Below are 24150 nucleotides of genomic sequence, written 5' to 3'. Positions count from 1 at the left end.
AAATAGGGGTCTGTATTACGGCAACAAACCCTGAATATTATCTGTGTATTCTAGCAAACGGGGGATTTTACGATTTTCGCTTTTGTGTCCTCGTTATTCCTGCCATCAATGAGTAGATCAAACTTTTGGCAGAAAAATTGCGAGAAATTGTTTCAGGAGCGCATAAATACGCACTTCCGCTCTCGACGACACGGGATGGGATGCCTATTATGCATAGGTTTCGCATTATTCATGGGGGAGAGAGCATGCGCTCAGCATTTTTGGTAGGGTGTGCCGCATTATTGTTATCGGCATGCAGCAGTGAACCTGTCCAGCAGGCAACGGCCGCGCACGTGGTGCCGGGTATGAAAGCCGCGATGTCCAGCTCCGGTCAGGCCAACTGCGCGATGATTGGCGGTTCGCTGTCGGTAGCTCGCCAGCTTGATGGTTCAGCTATTGGGATGTGCGCCTTGCCAAACGGCAAACGCTGCAGTGAACAGTCGCTTGCCGTTGGAACCTGCGGTAACTACTGATTATTCTGCACGCTTAAACATCAGCGTTTTATCGGCTGTCGCCAGCGTTAACTGGTCTTCAGTCAGGTCGACCTGCGCGCCTTTGCGCAGCATGTCGCCGATGGCCTGATCCAGCTCGTTAAGCTGCGGCTCATTACAGAGCTTGCGCGTCATGGCCAGCGTTTTCACCTTCAGCTCGCCTTCGGACAATTTCCCCTGTCCGTTGAAGCGGTTACACATCTGGCCAGAAACGCTGATGTTATTCACCAGGCTGATATCTGGCAGTGCGCTAAAACCGATCTCAGGTTGCGTTGTCGCGGTCTTCACGGCCTTACCGTCCACACTTTCCAGCACAAAGCGGTGGTTCTTAAGTTGCTCCGGCTGAACGGAGGCTTTACCCGGATTAACGCAACCGGTAAGGACAAGACTGATAACACTTAACGCAATGAGCTTTTTCATTTTTCTTCTCAAACTATAAACACTGTGAATCTTTTTCCAGTGTAACGATACTCTGCCATGCGTTAATGGGGTTTATCTGAAAGTGCGGGGAGGAGCCGGGCAACGCAGCGGTTGCCCGGGATGACGTTAATGTGATTTAAACCCTGCCGCCGTCATCAGCATACGGAAGAGCATACTGACCGCAGCCAGCGCCAGTACGCTGCCGCCCCAGATAATGGCCAGCCACAGTAATCTTTTCCAGACCGGTTGTTGCATCAGTGATAACCCTCCCCATGCTGAACTTTGCCGCGAAATACGTAGTAACTCCAGAAGGTGTAGACCAGGATAACGGGAATGATCAATAGCGCGCCGACCAGCATAAAGCCCTGGCTTTGCGTCGGTGCGGCGGCCTGCCACAGGGTGATTGACGGTGGAATGATGTGCGGCCAGATGCTGATCCCAAGCCCGCTAAAGCCGAGGAAGATCAGCCCCAGCGTCAGGATAAACGGTCGGCTATGGCTGTCGGGATTATTCAGGCAGCGCCACTGATACAAACTAAAAATCACCACCAGGGCCGGGACGGGCAGCAGATAGAACAGGTTCGGCAACGTAAACCAGCGCGCCGCGATGGCCGGCTGCGCCAGCGGTGTCCAGAGGCTGATCGCCGCAACAAACGCCAGCAGCACGATTAACAGGGTCTTCGATACCTGACGCATCCGCTGTTGCAATGCATTTTCGCTTTTCATTACCAGCCAGGTCGAGCCTAACAGCGCGTAGGCCACCACCAGGCCCGCGCCGCAAAACAGATTAAACGCGGTAAACCAGTCAAAGGGGCCGCCGGTATAGGTCCGGCCGGTGACGCTAAAGCCGTTAATGACGGCGCCCACCGTCACGCCCTGGGTAAACGTCGCCAGAATAGAACCGCCTATAAACGCCTTATCCCAGAAAGGACGGTGTGCTGGCGTGGCTTTAAAGCGAAACTCAAACGCTACGCCACGAAAAATAAGACCGATCAGCATTAATGTGAGCGGAATAGTGAGGGCATCGATAATCACGGCGTAGGCCAGCGGAAAGGCGCCGAACAGGGCGGCCCCGCCAAGCACCAGCCAGGTTTCATTCCCGTCCCAGACCGGCGCGACGCTGTTAACCATCACATCGCGATCGTCGGCGTTCTGCGTGGCCGGGAACAGAATGCCGATCCCCAGATCAAAACCGTCCATCACGATATACATCAGCGTGGCAAAGACGATGATCACAAACCAGATAATGGAAAGATCGATACCCATTACGGCTGCTCCTTATGTTCAGTTGTGACGGCAGAAAGCGGGCGCGCCGGACGTCCGTCGGACTCGGTGGCGAAAGATTCATGCGGCTGCGGGCCTTTTCGGATGAGGCGCACCATATAGCTGTAACCCACGCCAAATACCGAGGTGTAAACGACGAAGAAGGCCAGCAGGCTCACGCTCATATGCAAATCGCCATGGGCAGAAACCGCATCCTTCGTGCGCTGGAGCCCATAGACCACCCACGGCTGGCGGCCCACTTCGGTGGTGATCCACCCGGCCAGAATAGCAATCAGCCCGGAGGGCCCCATCAGCAGGGCAAACCACAGGAAAGGACGGGAAGAATAAATGCGCTTTTTATAGCGCAGCCAGAGTGCCGTCACCCCAAGCAGCAGCATCAGCATGCCCAGGCCAGCCATAATGCGGAACGACCAGAAGACGATGGTGGAATTTGGGCGGTCTTCCTTTGGAAACTCTTTGAGCGCCGGAACCTGTTTATCCAGACTGTGTGTCAGAATAAGGCTTCCCAGCGCCGGGATCTCCAGTCCAAAGCGGGTGCGCTCCTGTTCCATATCCGGCCAGCCAAACAGCAGTAGCGGGGTAGGCTCGCCCGGTGGATTTTCCCAGTGCCCTTCAATGGCGGCAATTTTCGCGGGCTGGTGCTTTAAGGTGTTCAGCCCGTGCATATCGCCCACCATGGCCTGGAGGGGCGCGACAATCAGCGTCATCCACAGCGCCATTGAAAACATCGCCCGGATGGCGGGGGTATTATTCCCGCGCAGCAGATGCCATGCCGCGGATGCGCCAACAAACAGGGCGCTGCTCAGGAACGCGGCTATCGACATATGCAGCAGGCGGTAAGGGAAGGAGGGGTTAAACACCACGGCGAACCAGTCCACCGGTACCACCTGACCGTTGACGATCTCATAGCCCTGCGGGGTTTGCATCCAGCTGTTGGAGGAGAGGATCCAAAAGGTGGAGATAATGGTCCCCAGTGCCACCATGCAGGTGGAAAAGAAGTGCAGCCTCGGCCCGACTTTATTCCAGCCGAACAGCATCACGCCGAGGAACCCGGCTTCGAGGAAGAAGGCGGTAAGCACTTCATAGGTCAGAAGCGGGCCGGTAATACTGCCCGCAAACTGCGAAAAGCCGCTCCAGTTGGTGCCAAACTGGTAGGCCATCACCAGCCCGGAGACCACGCCCATGCCAAAGTTGACGGCAAAAATCTTCGACCAAAAATGGTACAGCGAGCGCCATACCGGATTTTTTGTTTTCAGCCACAGCCCTTCGAGTACGGCAAGATAGCTTGCGAGACCAATGGTGATGGCCGGGAAAATGATGTGAAAGGATACGGTAAAGGCAAACTGTATCCGCGCAAGGTGAAAAGCATCTAAACCAAACATGCACAGCCTCAATGTCAAACGGTGTGCTGTTATGGTATAGGGGCGAAGATCGGACGAGCAGACGCAGAAAAGCAAATTTTAACCATAACAGTTGGCGTAAATTTCACGCTTTGGCCATCTGATATACCTCGCCGTTGTGGAATAAAAACATTCTTTTTATGAATTTTCCGCATTAAACCGCTTGCTTTGTCGTCAGCGTCGTGCGTTAATGGCCTTCTGGTTTTGAGTCCAAATAAATATCTGACGTAGTTTTATAAAGCAGTTCTCATCACGTTGTGCCTCTCCGCAGCCTCTCTTGGGTCTTTATCTACATTCCGATTCGTTTTGTTTAAAACCATTATGCCCAATCGGCCCATTAGTAATTTACGTTTTTACGTTTCAGGAGAAACCTATGACTTCATATATCCATTTTCGCTGCCCATGCTGTCATGGCTCGCAGTACCGTACCTCAGCCTTTGACGTGTCTGAGAAAAACCCGTTTGGCGCGAAATGCATTTTTTGCAAATCGTCGATGATCACGCTCGACCACCTGGCCGCCGCGCGTTCCGCTCAGAGCCACGTGACCGAATACCGTAAGTAATTCATCTTCCAGACTATAACAGTTCGCTAAATCTTCTCTTTTTCTCCTGCTGATATACACTGTCGGTCTTAAGGAGAATCTGATGAAAAAATACCAGCGTCTGGCGCAACAAATTATCTCGCAGATTGAGCTTGGCGTATGGCTGCCGGGCGATAAGCTGCCTTCCCTGCGAGAGCAGGTGGCAAGCAGCGGCATGAGTTTTATGACCGTTGGCCACGCGTATCAGATGCTGGAAAGTCAGGGGCGCATTGTCGCCAGACCGCAGTCGGGCTATTACGTTGCCTCGCGCCCGACCGCACAACAGCCTGCGCCACCCGCTCAGGTGATGCGTGACGAAGCGGTGGATATCAATACCTACATCTTCGACGTCTTACAGGCCAGCCGCGACCCGTCCGTTGTTCCTTTTGCTTCCGCGTTTCCCGACCCCAGGCTTTTCCCGCTTCAGCAGCTCAACCGTTCGCTGGCAAACGTCAGCAAAACCGCGACGGCGATGAGCGTGATTGAGAACCTGCCGCCGGGAAACGTCGATCTCCGCCACGCCATTGCCCGCCGCTACGCGCAGCAGGGGATGAACATCTCCCCGGAAGAGATCGTGATCACCGCAGGCGCGCTCGAAGCGCTGAATCTTAGCCTTCAGGCGGTAACCGAGCCGGGTGACTGGGTGATTGTCGAAAACCCCTGTTTTTACGGTGCGCTGCAGGCGCTGGAACGCCTGAAGCTCAAAGCGTTGTCGATTGCGACGGACGTTCGCGAGGGGATCGATCTCAATGCCTTAGAGCAGGCGCTGAATGAATACCCGGTTAAAGCCTGCTGGATCATGACTAACAGCCAAAACCCGCTCGGCTTCACGCTGAGCGCGGAGAAAAAAGCCCAGCTTGTCGCCCTGTTAACCCAGCACAACGTCCCGCTGATTGAAGATGACGTCTACAGCGAGCTCTATTTTGGACGTGAAAAGCCGCTCCCGGCGAAAGCGTGGGATCGTCAGGACATGACGCTACACTGCTCGTCCTTTTCAAAATGTCTGGTGGCCGGTTTTCGCATCGGCTGGGTGGCGGCAGGAAAACACGCGCGACGCATTCAGCAGCTGCAGCTGATGAGCACGCTTTCAACCAGTTCTCCCATGCAGCTGGCGCTGGTGGATTACCTGGCGACCAAACGCTACGACGCCCACCTGCGCCGCCTGCGGCGTACGCTGGCCGAGCGAAAGCAGCAGGCCTGGCAGTCACTTCTTCGCCATATGCCTGCAGGCGTTAAAATTCACCATAACGACAGCGGCTACTTTTTATGGCTGGAACTGCCGGCACAGCTGGACGCGGGGCTGCTGAGCGAAAAGGCCTTAACGCACCACATCAGCATTGCTCCCGGAAAAATGTTTTCCACCTCTGACGCGTGGACGCCGTTCTTTCGTTTTAATACCTCCTGGGCCTGGGGAGAGCGGGAAGAGCAGGCGGTCATTCAGTTAGGAAAATTAATTAGCACGATGCTGGAATAATCCTTTCTCCGTTATTTAAATAATCAATTCTTATCCTGTTGACGGCACTGCGACTATTTCGCGGTGACCCGTCATAGGAAATCTGCATACCGTCTCTCGCGCCTAACCCCTTGTCTATAATCCAGTTAACGGGGAATGCGCCCTCGGTCACACCTTGATGAAATTTCCTGAAGCCGAACGGTGCGGCGCATTTGCGCGGTCTACGTTTAATAAGGGAGATATTTTTACGGCACGGCTGCCGCTAAATTTCATTGCGACAGGAGTAACTCTTATGAGCAAAAAATTTGCCCGCAGCAGCCTGTGCGCGCTCGGCATGACTATCATGACAGCGCAAGCCGCAGAACCACCAAAGGCCATTGGCGACGGGGAAGGTCGACTGGATATTATTGCCTGGCCGGGATACATCGAGCGGGGGCAGACGGATAAAAACTACGACTGGGTCACCCAGTTTGAAAAAGAGACCGGGTGTGCGGTTAACGTCAAAACGGCGGCCACGTCGGATGAAATGGTGAGCCTGATGGCGAAAGGGGGATATGACCTGGTGACCGCCTCAGGTGATGCCTCCCTGCGGCTGATCATGGGCAAACGCGTCCAGCCGATTAACCCCGATCTTATCCCCAACTGGAAAACCCTCGACGAGCGGATTGTGAAAGGGGAATGGTTTAACGTCGGCGGTAAAGTCTACGGCACGCCGTACCAGTGGGGGCCAAACCTGCTGATGTACAACACCAAAACCTTCCCGACGCCGCCGGACAGCTGGAGCGTCGTCTTTACCAAACAGGATCTGCCGGACGGTAAAACCAATCAGGGACGCGTGCAGGCCTATGACGGCCCGATTTATATCGCCGATGCGGCGCTGTTCGTCAAAGCGACCCAGCCGCAGTTGGGTATCAAAGACCCTTACCAGCTCACCGAAGCACAGTATGCCGCCGTGCTGAAAGTGCTGCGCGACCAGCATGCGCTGATCCACCGTTACTGGCATGACACCACCGTCCAGATGAGCGATTTCAAAAACGAGGGCGTGGTGGCCTCCAGCGCCTGGCCGTATCAGGCGAATGCCCTGAAGGCCGAGAACCAGCCCATTGCCACCGTCTTCCCGAAAGAGGGGGTGACAGGCTGGGCGGACACCACCATGCTGCACGCGCAGGCTAAACACCCGATGTGCGCCTACAAATGGATGAACTGGTCGCTGACGCCAAAAGTGCAGGGCGATCTGGCCGCATGGTTTGGCTCCCTGCCCGTGGTGCCGGAAGGGTGTAAAGCCAGCACGCTGCTGGGCGATAAAGGCTGCGAAACAAACGGTTATAATGAGTTCGACAAAATCATGTTCTGGAAAACCCCCATCGCAGAAGGCGGCAAATTTGTCCCTTACAGCCGCTGGACGCAGGATTACATCGCCATCATGGGCGGTCGTTAATTGCCCGGGAGCAGAACATGACGTACGCAGTCGAGTTTAACAATGTTTCCCGTCTGTACGGCGACGTCCGGGCGGTGGATGGGGTCACCATTGCGATCCGCGACGGAGAGTTTTTCTCCATGCTGGGGCCTTCGGGCTCCGGCAAAACCACCTGCCTGCGTCTGATCGCCGGTTTTGAACAGCTGTCAGGCGGGACGATTTCCATCTTCGGCAAAGAGGCGAGCGAACTGCCCCCCTGGGAGCGGGACGTGAACACCGTGTTTCAGGACTATGCGCTGTTCCCGCATATGTCGATCCTCGACAATGTCGCCTACGGGCTGATGGTCAAAGGCGTCGACAAGAAAAAACGCCATGCGCAGGCCCGCGATGCTCTGGAAAAAGTGGGCCTGAGTTTTGCCATCGCCCGTAAACCTTCGCAACTTTCCGGCGGCCAGCGTCAGCGTGTCGCCATCGCCCGCGCGCTGGTGAATGAACCGCGCGTCCTGCTGCTGGACGAGCCTTTAGGGGCACTCGATCTCAAGCTGCGGGAACAGATGCAGTTCGAGCTGAAGAAACTTCAGCAAGAACTCGGCATCACCTTTATTTTTGTCACCCACGATCAGGGCGAGGCCCTTTCCATGTCGGACCGGGTGGCGGTGTTCAATAACGGGCGCATCGAGCAGGTGGATACCCCACGCGATCTCTACATGCGTCCGCGCACGCCGTTTGTCGCCGGTTTTGTCGGCACCTCCAACGTTTTTGATGCGGGCCTTGCGCAGACGCTTTGCGGCATGGAGGGCACCTTTTCCCTGCGCCCGGAGCATATTCGCCTTAATGAACAGGGTGACGTTCAGGTTCAGGGCGTCGTGCAGGCCGTACAGTATCAGGGGGCTGCCACGCGTCTGGAGCTGAAGCTCGCCGATGGCGCCAAACTGCTGGTGAGCCAGGCTAACTTCAGTGACGCCTCGCCGCTGAGCGGCATTGCGCCGGGGCAGGCGGTCATGGCGTCATGGTCGCGCGATGCGATGATCCGCCTTCACGAGGAGAGGTGAAATGGATATGAGCGTTGCGCATCCTCCCGCCCCGCGCGGCCGTCTGAGCCGCGTGACGGCCCTGTTCTGGCGAAAGCCGTCGCTCGGTCTGTTCCTGCTTCTGCTTGCGCCGCTGATGTGGTTTGGCATCGTCTATTTAGGATCGCTGCTGACGCTGCTGTGGCAGGGGTTTTATACCTTTGACGATTTCACCATGGCGGTCACGCCGGATCTCACGCTGGCGAACATTCAGGCGCTCTTCAACCCGGCAAACTACGACATCATCCTGCGCACGTTAACGATGGCGATTGCGGTGACCATTGCCAGCGCCATCCTTGCGTTCCCGATGGCCTGGTACATGGCGCGATACACCAGCGGCAAGTGGAAAGCGTTTTTCTATATCGCCGTGATGCTGCCAATGTGGGCGAGCTATATCGTTAAAGCCTACGCCTGGACGCTGCTGCTGGCGAAGGACGGTGTGGCCCAGTGGTTTCTCAGCCATCTCGGCCTGGAGCCGATTCTGACATCAATCCTGACGCTCCCGGCAATTGGCGGCAACACCTTGTCCACCTCCGGGCTGGGACGGTTTCTGGTGTTCGTCTATATCTGGCTGCCGTTTATGATCCTGCCCGTCCAGGCGGCGCTGGAGCGCCTGCCGGCCTCGCTGCTGCAGGCCTCAGCCGACCTCGGCGCGCGTCCCCGTCAGACGTTCCGCTATGTCGTTCTGCCGCTGGCCATTCCGGGCATTGCGGCGGGGTCCATTTTCACGTTTTCCCTGACGCTGGGGGACTTCATCGTTCCTCAGCTGGTCGGCCCGCCGGGCTATTTCATCGGTAACATGGTCTACTCCCAGCAGGGCGCTATCGGCAATATGCCAATGGCCGCCGCGTTCACGCTGGTTCCCATCGTGCTGATTTCTCTTTATCTGGCGTTCGTGAAACGTCTGGGAGCATTCGATGCACTCTGAACGCGCACCGCTGTTCCTGAAAGTGGCAGCATGGGGAGGCGTCATCTTCCTGCACTTCCCGCTGCTGATTATCGCGACCTATGCCTTCAACACCGAAGACGCCGCCTTCAGCTTTCCGCCGCAGGGGCTGACGCTGAAGTGGTTTAGCGTGGCGGCGGGGCGCGGCGATATCATCGAATCCGTGACGTTGTCACTTCAGATTGCCGCGCTCTCTACCGCTATTGCCCTTGTGCTTGGCACGCTTGCTGCAGCGGCGCTGTGGCGAAGCGCGTTTTTTGGCAAGAATGCGATCTCTCTGCTGCTGCTGTTGCCGATTGCGTTACCGGGGATCATCACCGGCCTGGCGCTGCTGACGGCCTTCAAAACGATCAATCTTGAGCCGGGGTTTTTCACCATCGTGGTCGGACACGCCACCTTCTGTGTGGTGGTGGTGTTTAACAACGTGATTGCCCGGTTCAGACGCACCTCCTGGAGCCTGGTGGAAGCGTCAATGGATCTCGGGGCTGACGGGTGGCAAACCTTCCGCTATGTGGTGCTGCCCAATCTGGGTTCCGCGCTGCTGGCCGGGGGAATGCTGGCGTTTGCCCTGTCGTTTGACGAGATCATCGTCACAACGTTTACGGCGGGACACGAGCGCACGTTACCGCTGTGGTTGCTCAACCAGCTCGGGCGTCCGCGCGACGTGCCCGTCACCAACGTCGTGGCTCTGCTGGTGATGCTGGTGACAACTATCCCCATTCTGGGAGCCTGGTGGCTAACCCGCGACGGCGAAAACATTGCTGGCAGCGGGAAATAACAGTGATTTCAACAGGAAAATGCTATGCAAAAACATCTGCTGATAAACGGTGAGCTGGTTGCCGGAGAGGGTGAAAAACAGCCGGTTTATAACCCGGCCACTGGAGAGGTATTGCTGGAAATTGCTGAGGCGTCAGCGGCCCAGGTCGATGCGGCGGTGCTGGCGGCTGACCGTGCTTTTGCGGCGTGGGGACAAACGACGCCGAAAACCCGCGCCGAGTGCCTGCTGAAGCTGGCGGATGCGATTGAAGCGCACGGTGAGGCGTTTGCCCGGCTCGAGTCCCTCAACTGCGGCAAGCCGCTGCACTGCGCGCTGGGGGATGAAATTCCTGCGGTGGTCGACGTTTTCCGTTTCTTTGCCGGGGCCGCCCGCTGCCTGAACAGTCTGGCAGCGGGCGAGTACCTTGACGGTCACACGTCGATGATTCGCCGCGATCCGGTGGGCGTGGTGGCCTCTATCGCGCCGTGGAACTACCCGCTGATGATGGCAGCCTGGAAGCTGGCCCCCGCGCTGGCGGCAGGGAACTGCGTGGTGATAAAGCCCTCTGAGATCACGCCCCTGACCGCGCTGAAGCTGGCAGAGCTGGCAAAAGATATCTTCCCGGCGGGCGTTCTGAACGTGCTGTTTGGTCGCGGGAAAACGGTCGGCGACCCGCTCACCGGGCACGAGAAGGTCCGCATGGTTTCGCTGACCGGTTCGATCGCGACCGGGGAACATATCATCGGCCATACGGCGTCCTCGATTAAACGCACCCATATGGAGCTGGGCGGCAAAGCGCCGGTGATCGTGTTTGATGATGCTGACCTGGATGCGGTGGTTGAAGGCGTGCGGACGTTTGGCTTTTACAATGCCGGGCAGGACTGTACGGCAGCCTGCCGCATTTATGCCCAGAAGGGAATTTATGCCCAACTGGTTGAAAAACTGGGTGCCGCAGTCGCCAGCCTTAAAATGGGGGCGCCGGAAGACACCTCGACCGAACTGGGACCGCTCAGCTCGGCCGCCCATCTGTCACGCGTCTGCCAGGCCGTCGATGAGGCGAAAGCGCTCGGCCATATCCGGGTTGTCACCGGCGGGAGCAAAAAAGAGGGGGCGGGCTACTACTTCCAGCCAACCCTGCTGGCGGGAGCAAAACAGGACGACGCCATCGTTCAGCGCGAGGTATTTGGCCCGGTGGTGAGCGTCACCGAGTTTGATGACGAGGCGCAGGTGCTGGCCTGGGCAAACGACTCACAATACGGCCTGGCGTCATCGGTCTGGACCAAAGACGTGGGGCGCGCCCATCGCCTGAGCGCGCGCCTGCAGTACGGCTGCACCTGGGTGAATACCCATTTTATGCTGGTGAGCGAAATGCCGCACGGCGGCATGAAATTATCGGGCTACGGGAAAGATATGTCGATCTACGGGCTTGAGGATTATACGGTTGTCCGGCATGTCATGATCAAACACTGATCCGCTTAGCCTGGCCGCTTGCGCGGTCAGGCGTTCTCTTTGCCCGCCAGATGTGTTACGTAAGATACTCAATTGTTATTAGCCATAATTTTTAAGTGGTTATTCTGTAACGAAAAAACTTGATCTGTGTCAACATATGACGCATATTGCGTGCGGTTATTTTTTCGGCTCTGGTATACAGAATGACGTTGTATCAAAAGATGTTGGTTTTTTACGCAATCATGGCTTCCATCTGCGCGTTAATCACCTGGTTCCTCTCAAAAGACCGCAAACGTATCCGCCTGCTGAGCGCTTTCCTGGTGGGGTCAACCTGGCCAATGAGCTTTCCCGTTGCGCTGTTGGTCTCGCTTTTCTGAAGCACGCTTCCAGTTTTAAAAGATGAACATAGCATTCCTGATGTGATAACTGTATAAATACACAGTGCATCATAAAAGGAGTGCTTATGAACAGTTTTTACTCGCAGCAGGCCGGTTGCACCGTACGCTGGCACGACTTGCCCGGCTCCGGCGATCCCGTGGTGTTCATTCACGGGCTGGGCTGCGCCGCTTCCTATGAATATCCCCGCGTCGTTTTTGACCCGCTGTTTGGCGCGCGCAGAGCGATTCTCATCGACTTGCCCGGCAGCGGCTACAGCGATAAGCCTGAGCACTACAGCTATAAAACCACTGACCAGGCGCACGTTGTGGCGGAGCTGATTGACCATCTTAAACTGGATTCCTTCTGGTTATACGGCCACAGCATGGGCGGCAGTATTGCTATCGAAACGGCGGGGCTGCTGGCTACGCGCGTGAAGGGGCTGATGGTGTCAGAACCCAATTTTCACGCGGGTGGGGGGATGTTCAGCCGGTCAATCGCGGCGCAAAGCGAGCAACAGTTTCTGGAACAGGGTTATGACGCCATGCTCAGCGCAGAAAAAACGGCGTGGGCAGGGTGCCTGCAGAGCAATGCGGCTTATGCCGTCTGGCGCGGTGCATCCAGCCTGGTGGCGGGCGTTGAACCGGAATGGGAAGCGCAGTTTCTATCACTTCCTTGCCCGGTAACGTTGATTTTTGGCGAGCTCTCTCTGCCGGATGACGATGTGGAAAATCTGCAACAGAAAGGCGTTGAGGTAAAAATTATCCCTGCGGCAGGGCACTCTATGTCGTGGGAAAACCCCTCTGCGCTGGCGCAGGCCTTAGCCGGGTGTATGACGATGTGATTATTGTGCAATGTATCATCGTTGCGAAATGTAGGCCGGGTAAGCGCAGCGCCACCCGGCAAGAAGGCGGCTACATTATTAAAGCACGTAGTGCCTGACGAGCGTCAGGCTGAACATCATGCGGGTGATGGTAATCAATGTTCTCGATCGCGCGGCTATAGAGCGCGACCAGCCAGTCGTAAACGTACGCGGTAGCCGCATGGACCGGCTGTTCACCCAGACGCGTCAGGCGGGGCTCGGCGCTGCTCACCACCGGGGTGACGAAGATGGCCTGCCCCTTGCGGATGCGGCTTGCCGGGCGCGTCGCCACGGGGGTCTTGTCGTAACCCAGCCAGCCAACGAAATTGCCCATCACGGCATGCAGTTGCGCAGCGCTACTCTTATCCGCTTCGACAATTCGCTGCAGCTGCTGAGGCAGATCCAGCCGGTAGCTGGTGACCACCAGCACATCCGCAATTTGCTGCAACACCGCAGGATCCAGCCCAAGACGGGCGGCTGTCGCCTCGTTGCGGCTCCACTGGCGCAGATGATTTATCCAGACTTTGTGTGCCAGGCGCGCTTTGTCTTTGGTCTGGTACAGACCGGCGCTTTCCTGGGCGTTCTCGGCAAACAGGTCAATGGTATCCGTAAATAGCCCGTTAACCTGCTCCTCGCGCGGCTGCTGAACGGCCAACAGTGTTTCAAAGGCCTTCAGCGGCGGCAGCAGGCCTTCAAGCAGCTCGCCGTGGCGGGCGGCGCTGCTTTGCAGCGTGCGCACCATGTTTTCTGCCTGAGCACGTCGGATACCTGGCTCCTCAACCAGCGGTGCCAGGTAGCTTTGCATCATCGCCGAGAGCTCCAGACGCAGCGCGTTTTTGAGCGTGCCGAGACGCTTCTGTCGCTGCGCGGGCAGCGTGGCCTGAGACAGCCACTCAATGACGCGCTGCATGCTGTGGCTGTCCAGAGCCTGCAGCGTGCCCCAGCGCAGGCCGGGCTTCCCGAGCAGATGCTGTACGGCTTCATCGAGATTCTGCCGGGTGGTAAAGCGCGCGTCGTGCGGGGTGATCGCCCATACCAGACCCGGCAGGGCAGACTCTTCCGCAGGCTGCGTCTCCCTGACCCAGTTCATTAACACTTTTGCTTTTTTGGCCGTCTGTTCGTGCTGCGCCGTCGCGTTGCAGATGACCAGCACATCCGGCTGGAGCTGTTGACGGTAGTGCTCAAGCAGCCACTGGGATTTTGCCTGGCGTAGCGGATCGGCATGGCGGTCTTCAAACACCGGGATATCAATGATATCGACATTATCCAGCGCGCCGTTCTCAACCGGAAGCACCAGTTCACGGGTCAGGAAGGCCAGCACATCGACGGGGAGGCTGATGGCGTTCAGCATCTCACCGTTGTTCAGCGGATGGAGAAGCGTCTCTTGCGTATTCTGCAGCGCTACCGAGCCGTCGTGCGTCAGGAACCCTTCGCCAGGCAGCCCGAAGCTGTCCACCAGCAGGCTAAGGGGGGCCGCAATCTCGCTGGCATGGCTGGTCTGGTGCAGCACATGGGCCAGATTTAACCACTGCTGGGTCAGTTCCTGCTGCTCGCCCCACAGCAGCGACCACACGCTGGCGCGGGTGCTGAGATCGAGCGAAGGCACCAGTTGGGCGAACTCGTGCCACAGGGCATCATCAATTTGCTGTTTCGCGGCGGGTACCGTGCTCTGCCAGAAGCGGGCAATCGCCCCCACGTCCTGCGCCGTGATGCCGGGCACGCTCTGCGGCTGGCGCAGGCCGCGCCATTTCTCCAGGCGGGTCTCGATGACCGCCTTATCCACCGCGCGCATCTGCGGGTGCAGCGTCGTGCGGGCAATAAACAGCTGCACCAGCTCGGCCTCGGTGACCAGGCTCAGGCGCAGCGGAAACGCTTCGTCAAGCGCTTCCGGGGTTTCCCGGGTGAAGCGGACGGCCATGTTGGTCAGGGCATGTCCCGGATTGATATGCGAAAAATAGTCAAAGGTGCGCTGGCCTGGCGTCACGTTCAGGCGTCCATTGCCGCTGCCGCACAGCGACAACAGCAGGTGCGCTTTCGCGCTCTGCGAATGGCCGTAAAGACCGATGCTGCTCTGGCGGGTCATGGCGCGTTCAATGGCCTGCTCGCGCGCCTGCGCCGCGTTGATGCGGGCAAGCAGGGCGTCGGCATCGTTATCCAGCACGGGGGCGTTCAGGCGCGTCTCGTTGATCCACCCGATTAAGGCCTGAGTGGTGGTGGTCGTCGCTGTCATTTCAGGTATACGCTCCCGCTGTCGATCCAGTAGTGGCTGCCGCTGTGTCGGCGGTCGGCCAGGGTATTCAGTTTGAAGGTTAAGGCGTCAGGCGCCACCGGCGTGCCGTCCTGCAGCCAGGCATCGCTCAGCTCGAAGGCCTCCGGGCCTTCCTGCTTGCTGCCGCCGCAGAGTTTGAGTCGCACGTTCAGCACGCCGTCGCCGGCAATCGCTTTTGCCAGTTCGGCCGAGTTAATGCTGAGCGTGTAGAGCGGCGTGGCAGGCCAGCGCGCGTTCGCCAGCTGGCGGAAGCCGAGGGTGACGTTACCGCGCAGCGGGAAGTGCAGACGCGCGTCAAGCTTCGCGCCGGGTTTATCGAGATCGATATCCTGATACCAGACGTTTTCCTCGCGCAGGGTATTGACGGTGTTATCCAGCACGCCCAGATAGCGCACGGTGGAATACGCGCCAATGTCCGCGGCTTTAAAGTTGAAGCGCGGCAGACGCAGGTCAAGCGCCAGGCTGCAGAGCATGGCCCCCACGGCAGCGGTCGATTTCGGGTTGCCAATGCGTCCCTGCTGGCTGAACGGATACCACTCATGCACCTGGTATTTATCCAGCCAGACGATGCGGTTGACCGGCACCGGCTGCAGGTGGCGAATGAGCGCCTGAACCCCAGGCAGGCAGCCCGGGCGTCCGGTGATCAGCAGAATGTCGCAGCTATAATGGGAGATCGCCTCACACACCGCGTGGAGCGGGGAGGCCAGCGTAAACTGCCCGGCCAGCATCGCATCCTGCATTTCGCGAAAATTGACGTGCAGCGGCACGGCGAAGAGGTCAAAAGCGTCAGAACCCGCAGGCAGGGCATGGTCGATCGCCTGCTGCAGATAGTTCATCACGTTGCGGGTCGGCTTCTGCGGCAGGAGATCGCCAAAGGTGGCGTGCAGACCAGCCAGCGGATCGTCAACGTCGCTGGACTCCCACCCGGCAAGAATCGCATGGCCAAGCGGCATAAACAGCTGCAGCGCCGTCTGCTGGCGCAGTACGGCCTGGGTATCAATGCGCCCGGAGTCGCCGAACAGTGAAGCCATCAGCAGCGAGGCGTCTGCGATACCGGATTTTTGCAGCTGCGTTTGCAGGGCGGGCAATACGTAGCGCTGAATCACGTCCAGAAGCGTATCGTCGCCCGCGACCTTAAACCCTTCCCGGAACAGCAGCTGCGGGGTGATTTTGACGTTATTGCCGGAGCCGTCGTCCAGTTGGTAATGGGTGATCGCCATATCCGTTGTGCCGCCGCCGATGTCGATGGACGCGACGCGCAGCGCGCGTCCCGGCTGGCTGCCCGGCTCAGGCTCACGGTCCGGACGGGCAAGGGAGGCGAAGAAGGCCTCGGTCTGGCCGCCAAAGCGGGAGATGGCTTCGTTATACAGCCAGACCAGTTGACCGCAGCTGGCTTCATCCCACTCCATCTGGATTTCCGGTACCGGCACCACGCTTTTTTCCTGCTGTTTGCGGGTGACAAAATCCTCATCCTGCGGGTGCCAGCCCATCGCTTTCCAGACAATGGCGATGGCTTCAAACATGCGGCGTCGGAAGATCTCGCGCTCCTGCTTTGGCATGGCGGAGGGCAGCGTCAGGATCAGCGTGCGCAACTGGCGCGGCGAGGCAGGGAAGCCCAGGCGCAGGCGCGTGGCGACGCTGTTGATCTGCCCCAGCGCCTGTGCCAGCAGCTCGCACAGCATATGGGTCATCAGGGTGCTGCGGCTGTATTGCGGCGAGAAGACCGGCAGGCGCTCGTCCTGCGGCAGCGTGAAGAGCGGCTCGCCGTCATCGTTCATCAGGTTCATCAGCGGGAACGCGGTGGCAAGCGGTTCACGCTGGGTCTTGCTGTTCATCTGGCTAAAGCGCCAGTCCTGCACGACCGGGGTTTCATCCCACAGGTAGCGACGCGGGCTGGAGATACCGCTGTTGCCCTCGGCGCCCAGACGCTGCATCGCCAGCTTGCGGGCTTCATCACCGACGCGGACAATCGACGGCCAGACGAAGGCATCTTCGCGACCGCTTTCCACCGAGAAGTGCTGCTTGCCAAAACGCGCTTCCGAAAACTCGAGACGGCTGGTGAACAGCGGTTCGTTCAGGAACTGCGGCTCGCTGAGCGAGCGGACCTGCAGCTCGGCGGTCTGGCGCAGCCCATCGTTGGCATCGCCGTGGTCTTCAATAATGACGCCGCAGGTGTGGGTATTGCCCACGTCGAGGATCAGGTCGACCGGAATGGCAGGCGTGCTGAGCGTATGGGTGACAAATTTCACCTCCGGCACGGTGAGCTGTTCACCGAGCATGGTCAGCAGGTTGAGCCAGTGGGCCTGATACTCAAAGCTGCGCATCGCCTGCTGCAGGTCGCGTTCAGAGCGGTTCTCAACGCCGTCGGCATACTGGGTAAACGCCTCGCGCAGCCAGCCGTCAATCCAGGTCTGATCGAGGAAACTTTCTACCTCGCTATCGCGCCAGGCCAGCGCGAAGCGGGTGCCGTTCAGAATATCGTTTTCCACCGGGGAGAGCGCGGACGTGGCATGGTCGGCAATCTGGCTGTCAAGCGCGAGGGTCACGCGGTGGGTATTGCCTGCCGTGTCGGGGGTCTCAAGCTTGCGCACCTGAACGCGCGCCCAGTTATCCGGCCCTTCCACAAACGTCCGCGGCGGGTTGAAGCGCAGGAAAGGAACCGGAAGCCAGACGCCATCCAGTACCGTCAGCGATTGATGCAGCGGAATAGTGGTTTCCGGCTTGACCACTTCAGGCTGGCCGCCGTTCATGCCGGGCAGGGTATAGCGACCGTTGACCAGGTCGAAATCGAGGCGCAACAGCGGTCCGTTCGCGGTTTTACGTACGAAGCGCCCGTTGCTGGCGGAGTCCTGCGGCGTCAGACCGAAATCGAGGAACTGCACGCCGCTGTTGGCAATAAGCGTGACGCTTTGTTTATAGTCGCAAAGATTTACCAGCATAGGATCAGGCACCTGCTTTCTTGAACGTCAGTGGGACGACGGTATTGGCATCATAACGGGCGCGACATACTGCGATATCGCTGGTGCCTGCTTTACAGGCCACTTCCGGCATCGGGTAGCGGGAACCGTCGGTGCAGCGGGCAGTACCGCGACTCTTGATCATCAGTTCGCCATTGCTGTGCAGCCCGGAGAAGACCTCCGCGCGGCAGACAATGTTGTCGCCATGGACAACGCGGGCGAAACCTTTGTTGTTCTGGATCTGATAGCGCAGCGACGGCGGCTTGCCGGTCACCGGATCCTTCACGTCGAGGATGGCGCGCCAGGTGCCGTTCAGGAAGCGCGTCGATCCCGCTTTTACCTGATTCGCTTCCATCACCATGGCGTCTTTCGGAATGGCGACAATCACCACCGGAGCGGGTTGTGGCGCAGCTTCAGCCGGAGCCGCTTCTTTTTCTTTGCTGGCCACGACCTCTGCCTGATGCAGCGGTAACTTCATCGCCAGCGGTTCAACCGCCTTGATCGGCTTTGGCGCAATCTCCACGGGTTCAGGTGCGGGTGCCGGTTCGGGCTCAGCGGAAGGCGACTGTTTCGGCCACAGCAGCGGGGCGGCAACGGCGGCGACGATCACGGCGGCAACCGGCAGGGTCCACAGGGGAACGCGGCGCTTTTTCACGATGTTCGCCGGAACAGGTTCCTGGACTGGTTGCGCAACGACGGGGGCCGGTTCGGGCTCATACAGCTCCTCCGGCGTAATACGCACCACCGTGGATGGGGCGATCAGCGGCTCGTCAGCGTGCTCAAAGGTCATCACCGGCTCTGGCTCAGGCTCGGGTTCAGGATCGTCAATCACAACGGGGGCTGGCTCAGGGATCAGCGATTCACGCAGGCAGTCGAGGACATCGTCGCGCGCGTTCTCGTTGAGGTTTACAAATCCCCAGAAGCTGATGACCGGCTTTCCGTCCACCAGGAAGAGGAAGTTTTCGCCCGGGAACTGAAATGCCTTCGACAGCAGAGAGCCAAAGAGCTGTTGCGCGGTTTTGGGCGACTGCAGGCATTTCTTGCTTAATGACTCGACGCTGGCGAGCGTGTTTTCCAGATAGCGCAGGGCGCGATAGCGATCATCTTCATCGGCCGCTTTCCAGCTGGTTATGCTCCCTTCAACCGGGGAATACCAGTCCACGCGGTCGCCGCTGTCGTTGACCTGAGGAATCGCCAGACAGTCGACGATGGCCTGTTGTTTGCGCAACCGGAGCGCTTCCCGGATTTGCAACGCTGATTCGAAAACGGCTTGTCCGCCGCCGCCAACGGCCTGAAAATCATCCAGATTACCGCTGCGTAAAAGAGTTTTTGCCACGATTTGATCCCATATACTTCTTCACACCATTACTTTAACGAACCGAGGACGCAACCAAACGGAGGAAGAGACGCTAAAAGCGCCGATTTCTTGCGGCATAGAAAGTGACGGTTGTGCTTGACGAATAATGGCACTTAAGACAAATCGTCTTTCTGGGCGCTGGCGGTTAAAACAGCAAAAACCGCGGCTTTAGAATAACCTGATAGTGTTTCGTTATTTGCCAGGTCAAAACGCCTGTGCTGTTATTACTGTCCTATATAATAAAACTGTCAGGGTTATAACCATGTCTACAGGGAAAACACTGCTCGCCCTTGCGCTGAGCGCGCTGTTACCAGCCGGTGCCGCATGGGCGGCAAACAACGACACCCTTATTTACTGTTCAGAAGCCTCCCCCGAGTCCTTCAACCCACAAATCGCCAGCTCTGGCCCGTCTTTTGTGGCCAGCTCTCAGGTGCTCTATAACCGCCTGATCAATTTCGACCCGGTGAAAAATACTCCGGTGCCGTCGCTGGCGGAGTCCTGGACAATCTCCCCGGACGGCAAGACCTATACCTTTACCCTGCGTAAAGGGGTGAAGTTCAACAGCAACAAATACTTCAAACCGACGCGCGACTTTAATGCCGATGACGTTATTTTCTCGGTCATGCGCCAGAAAGACCCTAAACACCCGTACCACAACGTGTCGCAGGGCAACTACGAATACTTTAACGATGTGGGTCTCGATAAGCTGATCCAGGACGTGAAAAAGGTCGATGATTATCACGTCCAGTTCACCCTCAGCGAACCCAACGCCGCGTTTCTGGCCGACTGGGGGATGGATTTCGCCTCGATTCTCTCCGCGGAATACGCCGACGCGATGCTGAAAAAAGGCACGCCTGAAAACGTGGACACCTGGCCGATTGGTACCGGGCCATACGTGCTGCAGCAGTATAAAGTGGATTCGCTGATCCGCTACGTCGCGCACCCGAACTACTGGGAGGGCGAGGTGCCAACGAAGCATCTCATCTTCTCCATTACGCCAAACGTGGAAACCCGCCTGGCGAAGCTGCAGACCAACGAGTGCCAGATTATTCCTGCGCCATCCCCGGTACAGTTTGACGCCATCAAGAACAACAAAGACCTGACGCTGCACGCCGTCGATGCGCTGAACGTCGGTTATCTGGCGTTTAACACCGAGAAAAAACCGTTTGATAACGTGCTGGTGCGGCAGGCGCTCAACTACGCGACCGACAAGAAGGCCATCGTTAATGCGGTCTTTATGGGATCGGGCACGGTGGCAAAATCGCCGATCCCGCCAAATATGCTGGGCTTCAATAAAGACCTGAAGGACTACAGCTACGATCCTGAAAAAGCGAAAGCCCTGCTGAAGCAGGCGGGTCTGGAGAAGGGCGCGGAAGTCACGCTGTGGTCAATGCCGGTGCAGCGTCCGTATAACCCGAATTCGCGTCGTATCGCGGAGATGATCCAGAGCGACTGGGCGAAAGTCGGCGTTAAAGCCAAAATTGTCTCTTACGAGTGGGGCGAATATCTCTCCGGAATGCGTAAAGGCGAGCATGACTCCGCGCTGTTTGGCTGGATGTCCGACAACGGCGACCCGGACAACTTTGCCGATGTACTGCTCGGCTGCAACAGCATTAAAACCGGCTCAAACGCCGCGCGCTGGTGCGATAAGGGGTATGATGCCCTGGTACAAAAAGCGAAGCTGACCAGCAGCCCGGCCGAGCGCGCGAAGCTCTATGGCCAGGCGCAGGAGATTTTCTATCAGCAGGCACCGTGGATTGCGCTCGCAAACGGGAAAACGTTCTACGCGACCCGCAGCAACGTGAGCGGGTACAGCGTAAGCCTGATGGGCAGCGATTTCTCAAAAGCGAAGCTGAACTAAGCCTTTTTAGCCGGGTGGCGGCTCCGCCTTACCCGGCCTACATTTGGCACCTGTAGGCCCGGTAAGCGTAGCGCCACCGGGCACATAACGAGGAGTGACAATGTCACATTTAAACGAAGTTATCGCCCGCGTCGATGCCGCTATCGAAGAGAGCGTGATTACCCACATGAACGAACTGCTGATCGAATTAAGCGATGATGCGGAGCTGAGCCGTGAAGATCGCTACACTCAGCAGCAGCGTCTGCGCACCACGATTTCGCACCACGGTATGCAGCATAAAGAGGAGATGGACGCGCGGGAGGAACAGCTGACGAAAGGCGGCACCATACTGTAACCATCAAAACTGGCGTCGCGCCACCAGCCAGGCCCCGACCACCAGCATCACCGCGCCGCACACCGGGCCGATCAGGGCGCGCAGCGGGATGCCCTGGCTCCTCAGCACGTCCAGTACCAGCCCGCCAATCAGCTGGCTTGCCACCAGTACGGCGATGGTCGTCGCCGCGCCAACGTTCTGATAGCCGCTGATGCTGGCAAACACAAAAAACGACCCCAGCAGCCCCGGGATAAGCGTCCACCAGCGCACCGTTGCGGCGAGCTCGCTGAACCCGGCGACGCCCTGTTTCAGCAGCAGAATGCTGACAAACAGCACGATGCCGACCAGCGAATTCAGCAGCATCGCGATAAGAATGGTGGAGGAGGACTGGGTGATACGCACCATCAGGGTGTTTTGCACCACCAGGCCAATGCCCGCCGCCACCAGAAACGCCAGCGTCAGTGACTGATTCATGGGATCGCGTCCGGGTCGCTGCGCTCGTCCAGCTGCAGCTGCATAAAGGTTAAGTCCAGCCAGCGGCCAAACTTGGTTCCCACCTGCGGCATTTGTCCGGTCGTCACAAAGCCGAGCGTTTCATGGAGATGAATCGAGGCATGGTTTTGCGCTTCAATCCCGGCCACCATCACGTGTTTCCCGATGGCGCGGGCCTCGTTAATCAGCGCCTTCATCAGCGTGCGGCCAATCCCTTTGCCCTGATGGGCCGGGTGGACGTAGACCGAGTGCTCAACCGTATGACGGAAGCCGTCAAAGGCGCGCCAGTCGCCGAAAGAGGCGTAGCCGGTGATTACGCCGTCTTCCTCGCTCACCAGAACCGGGTAGCCCGCAAGCGAGCGCGCTTCAAACCAGGCGATTCGGTTATCGGTATCGACGGTTTTATCGTTCCAGATCGCGGCAGTGTGCAGCACCGCGTGGTTGTAAATCTCGCCTATCGCAGCGCAGTCTTCTTTGCAGGCATGACGAACAATCATGATGAAGCCTCTGTGTGTTGTTCACTATAGTATTACGTTATCGCTACGATATTACACAACTGTATCGCCCGATCGCTACGGCATAAGCCATATTTTTTTGTTATCAAAAGCCCATTGAATTGCCGTTCATACACTATAGTATGACGTCATGAACACCATAACAGACACAATGAATCAACGGATTAGCGCAAGAATTCGCCTTGAACGCGAGTCTCGCGGGTGGTCCCTGAGCGAGCTGGCGGACCGGGCAGGCGTCTCCCGCGCCATGATCCATAAAATCGAGCGCGGGGACAGTAGCCCGACAGCCACCTTGCTTGCCCGCCTGTCGGGGGCGTTTGGCATCAGCATGTCAACGCTCATTGCCCGGGCCGAAATGCAGGAGGGCAAGCTGCTGCGCCTGGCAAATCAGCCCGTCTGGCGCGACCCGCAGACGCACTACCTTCGCCGCCATGTTTCCCCCCGTACCGATCTGCCCATCGACCTTGTTCAGGTTGAACTGCCTGCGGGCAGCGATGTTCCGATGCCGGCCTCTTCTTACGCGCTGGCGCGTCAGCTTATCTGGCTGCAGTCCGGTGAGCTGGTGTTTCAGGAGGGCGATACGCGCCACGAAATGCAAGCCGGAGACTGTCTTGAGCTGGGGCCGCCTAATGACTGCCGGTTCATCAACGAGACGAACGAAACCTGCATCTATCTGGTTGTACGGCTTAACCAGTCTGGCTCGTAATGCTAATGCGATAACGCCGAACGTAAGCCAGGCTGTAATGACATTTGTACCAGAAGGAGATCCTGATGAATCACTCTGTTTCGCATAACCGCCGCTGGGTGCTGGCCTCTCGTCCACAGGGCGCACCGGTCGCGGAAAATTTTCGTCTGGAAACGCAGCCTGTTCCGGAACCGGGTGCGGGGCAGCTTCTGCTTCGTACCGTCTGGCTGTCGCTGGATCCTTATATGCGGGGTCGCATGAGCGACGCGCCATCCTATTCACCGCCGGTTGAGCTCGGTGCGGTGATGGTGGGGGGAACGGTCAGCCGCGTTGAGCAGTCAAACCATCCCGACTTCAAAGCCGGTGAATGGGTGCTGGGCTACAGCGGCTGGCAGGAGTATGAACTCTCGGACGGCAGCGGCCTGGTGAAGCTGGGCGAAAATCCGTCTCATCCTTCCTGGTCGCTGGGCGTACTGGGTATGCCGGGCTTTACCGCCTATATGGGGCTGCTGGATATCGGGCAACCGAAAGCGGGTGAAACGCTGGTGGTGGCGGCGGCGACCGGCCCGGTTGGCGCGACGGTTGGGCAGATCGGCAAAATCAAAGGTTGCCGGGTGGTCGGCGTCGCCGGTGGCGCAGAGAAATGCCGCCATGCCGTTGAGGTGCTCGGGTTTGACCTGTGTCTGGATCACCACGCCGCGGATTTTGCCGACCAGCTCAAGCAGGCCTGCCCGAACGGCATTGATGTCTACTATGAAAACGTCGGCGGGAAAGTGTTTGACGCCGTGCTGCCCCTGCTGAACACCTCCGCGCGCGTGCCGGTGTGTGGCCTGGTGAGCGGCTACAACGCGACGGGCTTGCCTGACGGGCCGGACCGCCTGCCGCTTCTGATGGCGACCCTTCTCAAGAAACGCATTCGGATGCAGGGCTTTATCATCGGCCAGGACTATGGACATCGCATCCATGAGTTCCAGGAAGAGATGGGGCGCTGGGTGCAGGAGGGAAAAATCCACTATCGCGAACAGGTCACGGACGGGCTGGAAAACGCCCCCGAGGCGCTCATTGGCCTGCTGGAAGGACGAAACTTCGGCAAAGTCGTGATTCGCGTCGCGAGTGACAATAAATAAAGCGCAATATGGCGGGGTTTCCCGCCATATTT

23 protein-coding genes are annotated in these 24150 nt (G+C 58.1%); 14 read left to right on the top strand and 9 right to left on the bottom strand.

The annotated features are described in order from the left end of the window. Positions 1-245 precede the first annotated feature (245 nt). Entirely contained in the window at positions 246-512 is a 267-nt protein-coding gene (locus HMPREF3143_RS06395) for a putative hemolysin (RefSeq protein WP_008501281.1), read from the top strand. Here the strand turns inward: HMPREF3143_RS06395 and hslJ are convergent, their stop codons facing one another. The 4 genes from hslJ to HMPREF3143_RS06375 all read right to left on the bottom strand — a co-directional run bounded on the left by hslJ (position 513) and on the right by HMPREF3143_RS06375 (position 3615). After that, positions 513-950 carry a heat shock protein HslJ gene (hslJ, locus tag HMPREF3143_RS06390; RefSeq protein WP_055321427.1) on the bottom strand — a complete coding sequence of 146 codons (438 nt, stop codon included), beginning with the start codon at positions 948-950 and terminating at the stop codon, positions 513-515. A gap of 126 nt (positions 951-1076) precedes the next feature. Continuing rightward, positions 1077-1205 (bottom strand): DUF2474 domain-containing protein, encoded by a 129-nt coding sequence (locus HMPREF3143_RS06385; RefSeq protein ID WP_008501283.1) that lies wholly within the window; start codon positions 1203-1205, stop codon positions 1077-1079. After that, positions 1205-2215 carry a cytochrome d ubiquinol oxidase subunit II gene (cydB, locus tag HMPREF3143_RS06380; protein WP_070532285.1) on the bottom strand — a complete coding sequence of 337 codons (1011 nt, stop codon included), beginning with the start codon at positions 2213-2215 and terminating at the stop codon, positions 1205-1207. Before cydB ends, HMPREF3143_RS06385 begins: the two co-directional genes overlap by 1 nt. Then, on the bottom strand, positions 2215-3615 hold the full coding sequence (locus HMPREF3143_RS06375; RefSeq protein WP_008501285.1) for a cytochrome ubiquinol oxidase subunit I: 1401 nt from the start codon (positions 3613-3615) through the stop codon (positions 2215-2217). The genes cydB and HMPREF3143_RS06375 overlap by 1 nt, the downstream gene beginning before the upstream one ends. A 391-nt stretch (positions 3616-4006) precedes the next feature. Between HMPREF3143_RS06375 and HMPREF3143_RS06370 the strand changes: the two genes are divergently transcribed. The 9 genes from HMPREF3143_RS06370 (at position 4007) to HMPREF3143_RS06330 (ending at position 12524) form a co-directional block, all read left to right on the top strand. Continuing rightward, positions 4007-4195 (top strand): cold shock small protein YmcF, encoded by a 189-nt coding sequence (locus HMPREF3143_RS06370; RefSeq protein ID WP_008501286.1) that lies wholly within the window; start codon positions 4007-4009, stop codon positions 4193-4195. A gap of 82 nt (positions 4196-4277) precedes the next feature. Continuing rightward, a complete protein-coding gene (locus HMPREF3143_RS06365) occupies positions 4278-5687 on the top strand; it encodes an aminotransferase-like domain-containing protein (RefSeq protein WP_021240253.1) in 1410 nt (469 codons plus the stop codon). Positions 5688-5958: 271 nt separating this feature from the next. Beyond that, on the top strand, positions 5959-7104 hold the full coding sequence (gene ydcS, locus HMPREF3143_RS06360; RefSeq protein ID WP_023344246.1) for a putative ABC transporter substrate-binding protein YdcS: 1146 nt from the start codon (positions 5959-5961) through the stop codon (positions 7102-7104). 17 nt (positions 7105-7121) lie between these two features. Beyond that, the gene (locus HMPREF3143_RS06355; protein WP_008501289.1) at positions 7122-8135 is read left to right on the top strand and encodes an ABC transporter ATP-binding protein; all 1014 of its coding nucleotides are present in this window, start codon (positions 7122-7124) and stop codon (positions 8133-8135) included. 1 nt (position 8136) lies between these two features. Further along, a complete protein-coding gene (locus HMPREF3143_RS06350; RefSeq protein ID WP_021240251.1) occupies positions 8137-9081 on the top strand; it encodes an ABC transporter permease in 945 nt (314 codons plus the stop codon). After that, entirely contained in the window at positions 9071-9877 is an 807-nt protein-coding gene (locus HMPREF3143_RS06345; protein WP_023292290.1) for an ABC transporter permease, read from the top strand. Before HMPREF3143_RS06350 ends, HMPREF3143_RS06345 begins: the two co-directional genes overlap by 11 nt. 24 nt (positions 9878-9901) lie before the next feature. After that, a complete protein-coding gene (gene patD, locus HMPREF3143_RS06340; RefSeq protein ID WP_070532283.1) occupies positions 9902-11326 on the top strand; it encodes an aminobutyraldehyde dehydrogenase in 1425 nt (474 codons plus the stop codon). A 182-nt stretch (positions 11327-11508) separates the two neighbouring features. After that, positions 11509-11682, top strand: coding sequence for a GhoT/OrtT family toxin (locus HMPREF3143_RS06335; protein WP_013096478.1), 174 nt, complete (start codon positions 11509-11511; stop codon positions 11680-11682). 86 nt (positions 11683-11768) lie between these two features. Then, a complete protein-coding gene (locus tag HMPREF3143_RS06330; RefSeq protein ID WP_070532281.1) occupies positions 11769-12524 on the top strand; it encodes an alpha/beta fold hydrolase in 756 nt (251 codons plus the stop codon). Between the two features lie 70 nt (positions 12525-12594). On the opposite strand, the gene HMPREF3143_RS06325 is transcribed toward HMPREF3143_RS06330, so the two are convergent. From HMPREF3143_RS06325 to HMPREF3143_RS06315, 3 genes are read right to left on the bottom strand one after another with little or no spacing between them, the layout of a single operon-like run. Then, positions 12595-14772, bottom strand: coding sequence for a virulence factor SrfC family protein (locus HMPREF3143_RS06325; RefSeq protein WP_070532279.1), 2178 nt, complete (start codon positions 14770-14772; stop codon positions 12595-12597). Further along, positions 14769-17750 carry a virulence factor SrfB gene (locus tag HMPREF3143_RS06320; protein ID WP_070532276.1) on the bottom strand — a complete coding sequence of 994 codons (2982 nt, stop codon included), beginning with the start codon at positions 17748-17750 and terminating at the stop codon, positions 14769-14771. Before HMPREF3143_RS06320 ends, HMPREF3143_RS06325 begins: the two co-directional genes overlap by 4 nt. A 4-nt stretch (positions 17751-17754) precedes the next feature. Beyond that, positions 17755-19104, bottom strand: a complete 1350-nt coding sequence (locus tag HMPREF3143_RS06315; RefSeq protein WP_070532273.1) for an SrfA family protein — start codon at positions 19102-19104, stop codon at positions 17755-17757. 283 nt (positions 19105-19387) lie between these two features. Between HMPREF3143_RS06315 and HMPREF3143_RS06310 the strand changes: the two genes are divergently transcribed. Both HMPREF3143_RS06310 and HMPREF3143_RS06305 read left to right on the top strand, forming a co-directional pair. Further along, positions 19388-20986, top strand: coding sequence for an ABC transporter substrate-binding protein (locus HMPREF3143_RS06310; protein WP_070532268.1), 1599 nt, complete (start codon positions 19388-19390; stop codon positions 20984-20986). Between the two features lie 100 nt (positions 20987-21086). Continuing rightward, positions 21087-21320, top strand: coding sequence for a YdcY family protein (locus HMPREF3143_RS06305; RefSeq protein ID WP_070532266.1), 234 nt, complete (start codon positions 21087-21089; stop codon positions 21318-21320). A gap of 3 nt (positions 21321-21323) precedes the next feature. Here the strand turns inward: HMPREF3143_RS06305 and HMPREF3143_RS06300 are convergent, their stop codons facing one another. Continuing rightward, entirely contained in the window at positions 21324-21773 is a 450-nt protein-coding gene (locus HMPREF3143_RS06300) for a DMT family transporter (RefSeq protein ID WP_023292297.1), read from the bottom strand. After that, positions 21770-22288, bottom strand: coding sequence for a GNAT family N-acetyltransferase (locus tag HMPREF3143_RS06295; RefSeq protein ID WP_023292298.1), 519 nt, complete (start codon positions 22286-22288; stop codon positions 21770-21772). Before HMPREF3143_RS06295 ends, HMPREF3143_RS06300 begins: the two co-directional genes overlap by 4 nt. 148 nt (positions 22289-22436) lie before the next feature. On the opposite strand from HMPREF3143_RS06295, the gene HMPREF3143_RS06290 reads away from it, so the two are divergent. After that, complete coding sequence (locus tag HMPREF3143_RS06290; RefSeq protein ID WP_047745560.1) at positions 22437-23012, top strand: helix-turn-helix domain-containing protein; 576 nt, start codon at positions 22437-22439, stop codon at positions 23010-23012. 65 nt (positions 23013-23077) lie between these two features. Continuing rightward, positions 23078-24118 (top strand): NADP-dependent oxidoreductase, encoded by a 1041-nt coding sequence (locus tag HMPREF3143_RS06285; protein ID WP_025910883.1) that lies wholly within the window; start codon positions 23078-23080, stop codon positions 24116-24118. Positions 24119-24150: the final 32 nt, after the last annotated feature.

Source organism: Enterobacter sp. HMSC16D10, assembly GCF_001807145.1.
Taxonomy (GTDB): domain Bacteria; phylum Pseudomonadota; class Gammaproteobacteria; order Enterobacterales; family Enterobacteriaceae; genus Enterobacter; species Enterobacter roggenkampii.
The sequence above is the reverse complement of the archived record's forward strand: the minus strand, read 5'-3'. Positions and strand labels throughout refer to the sequence as shown.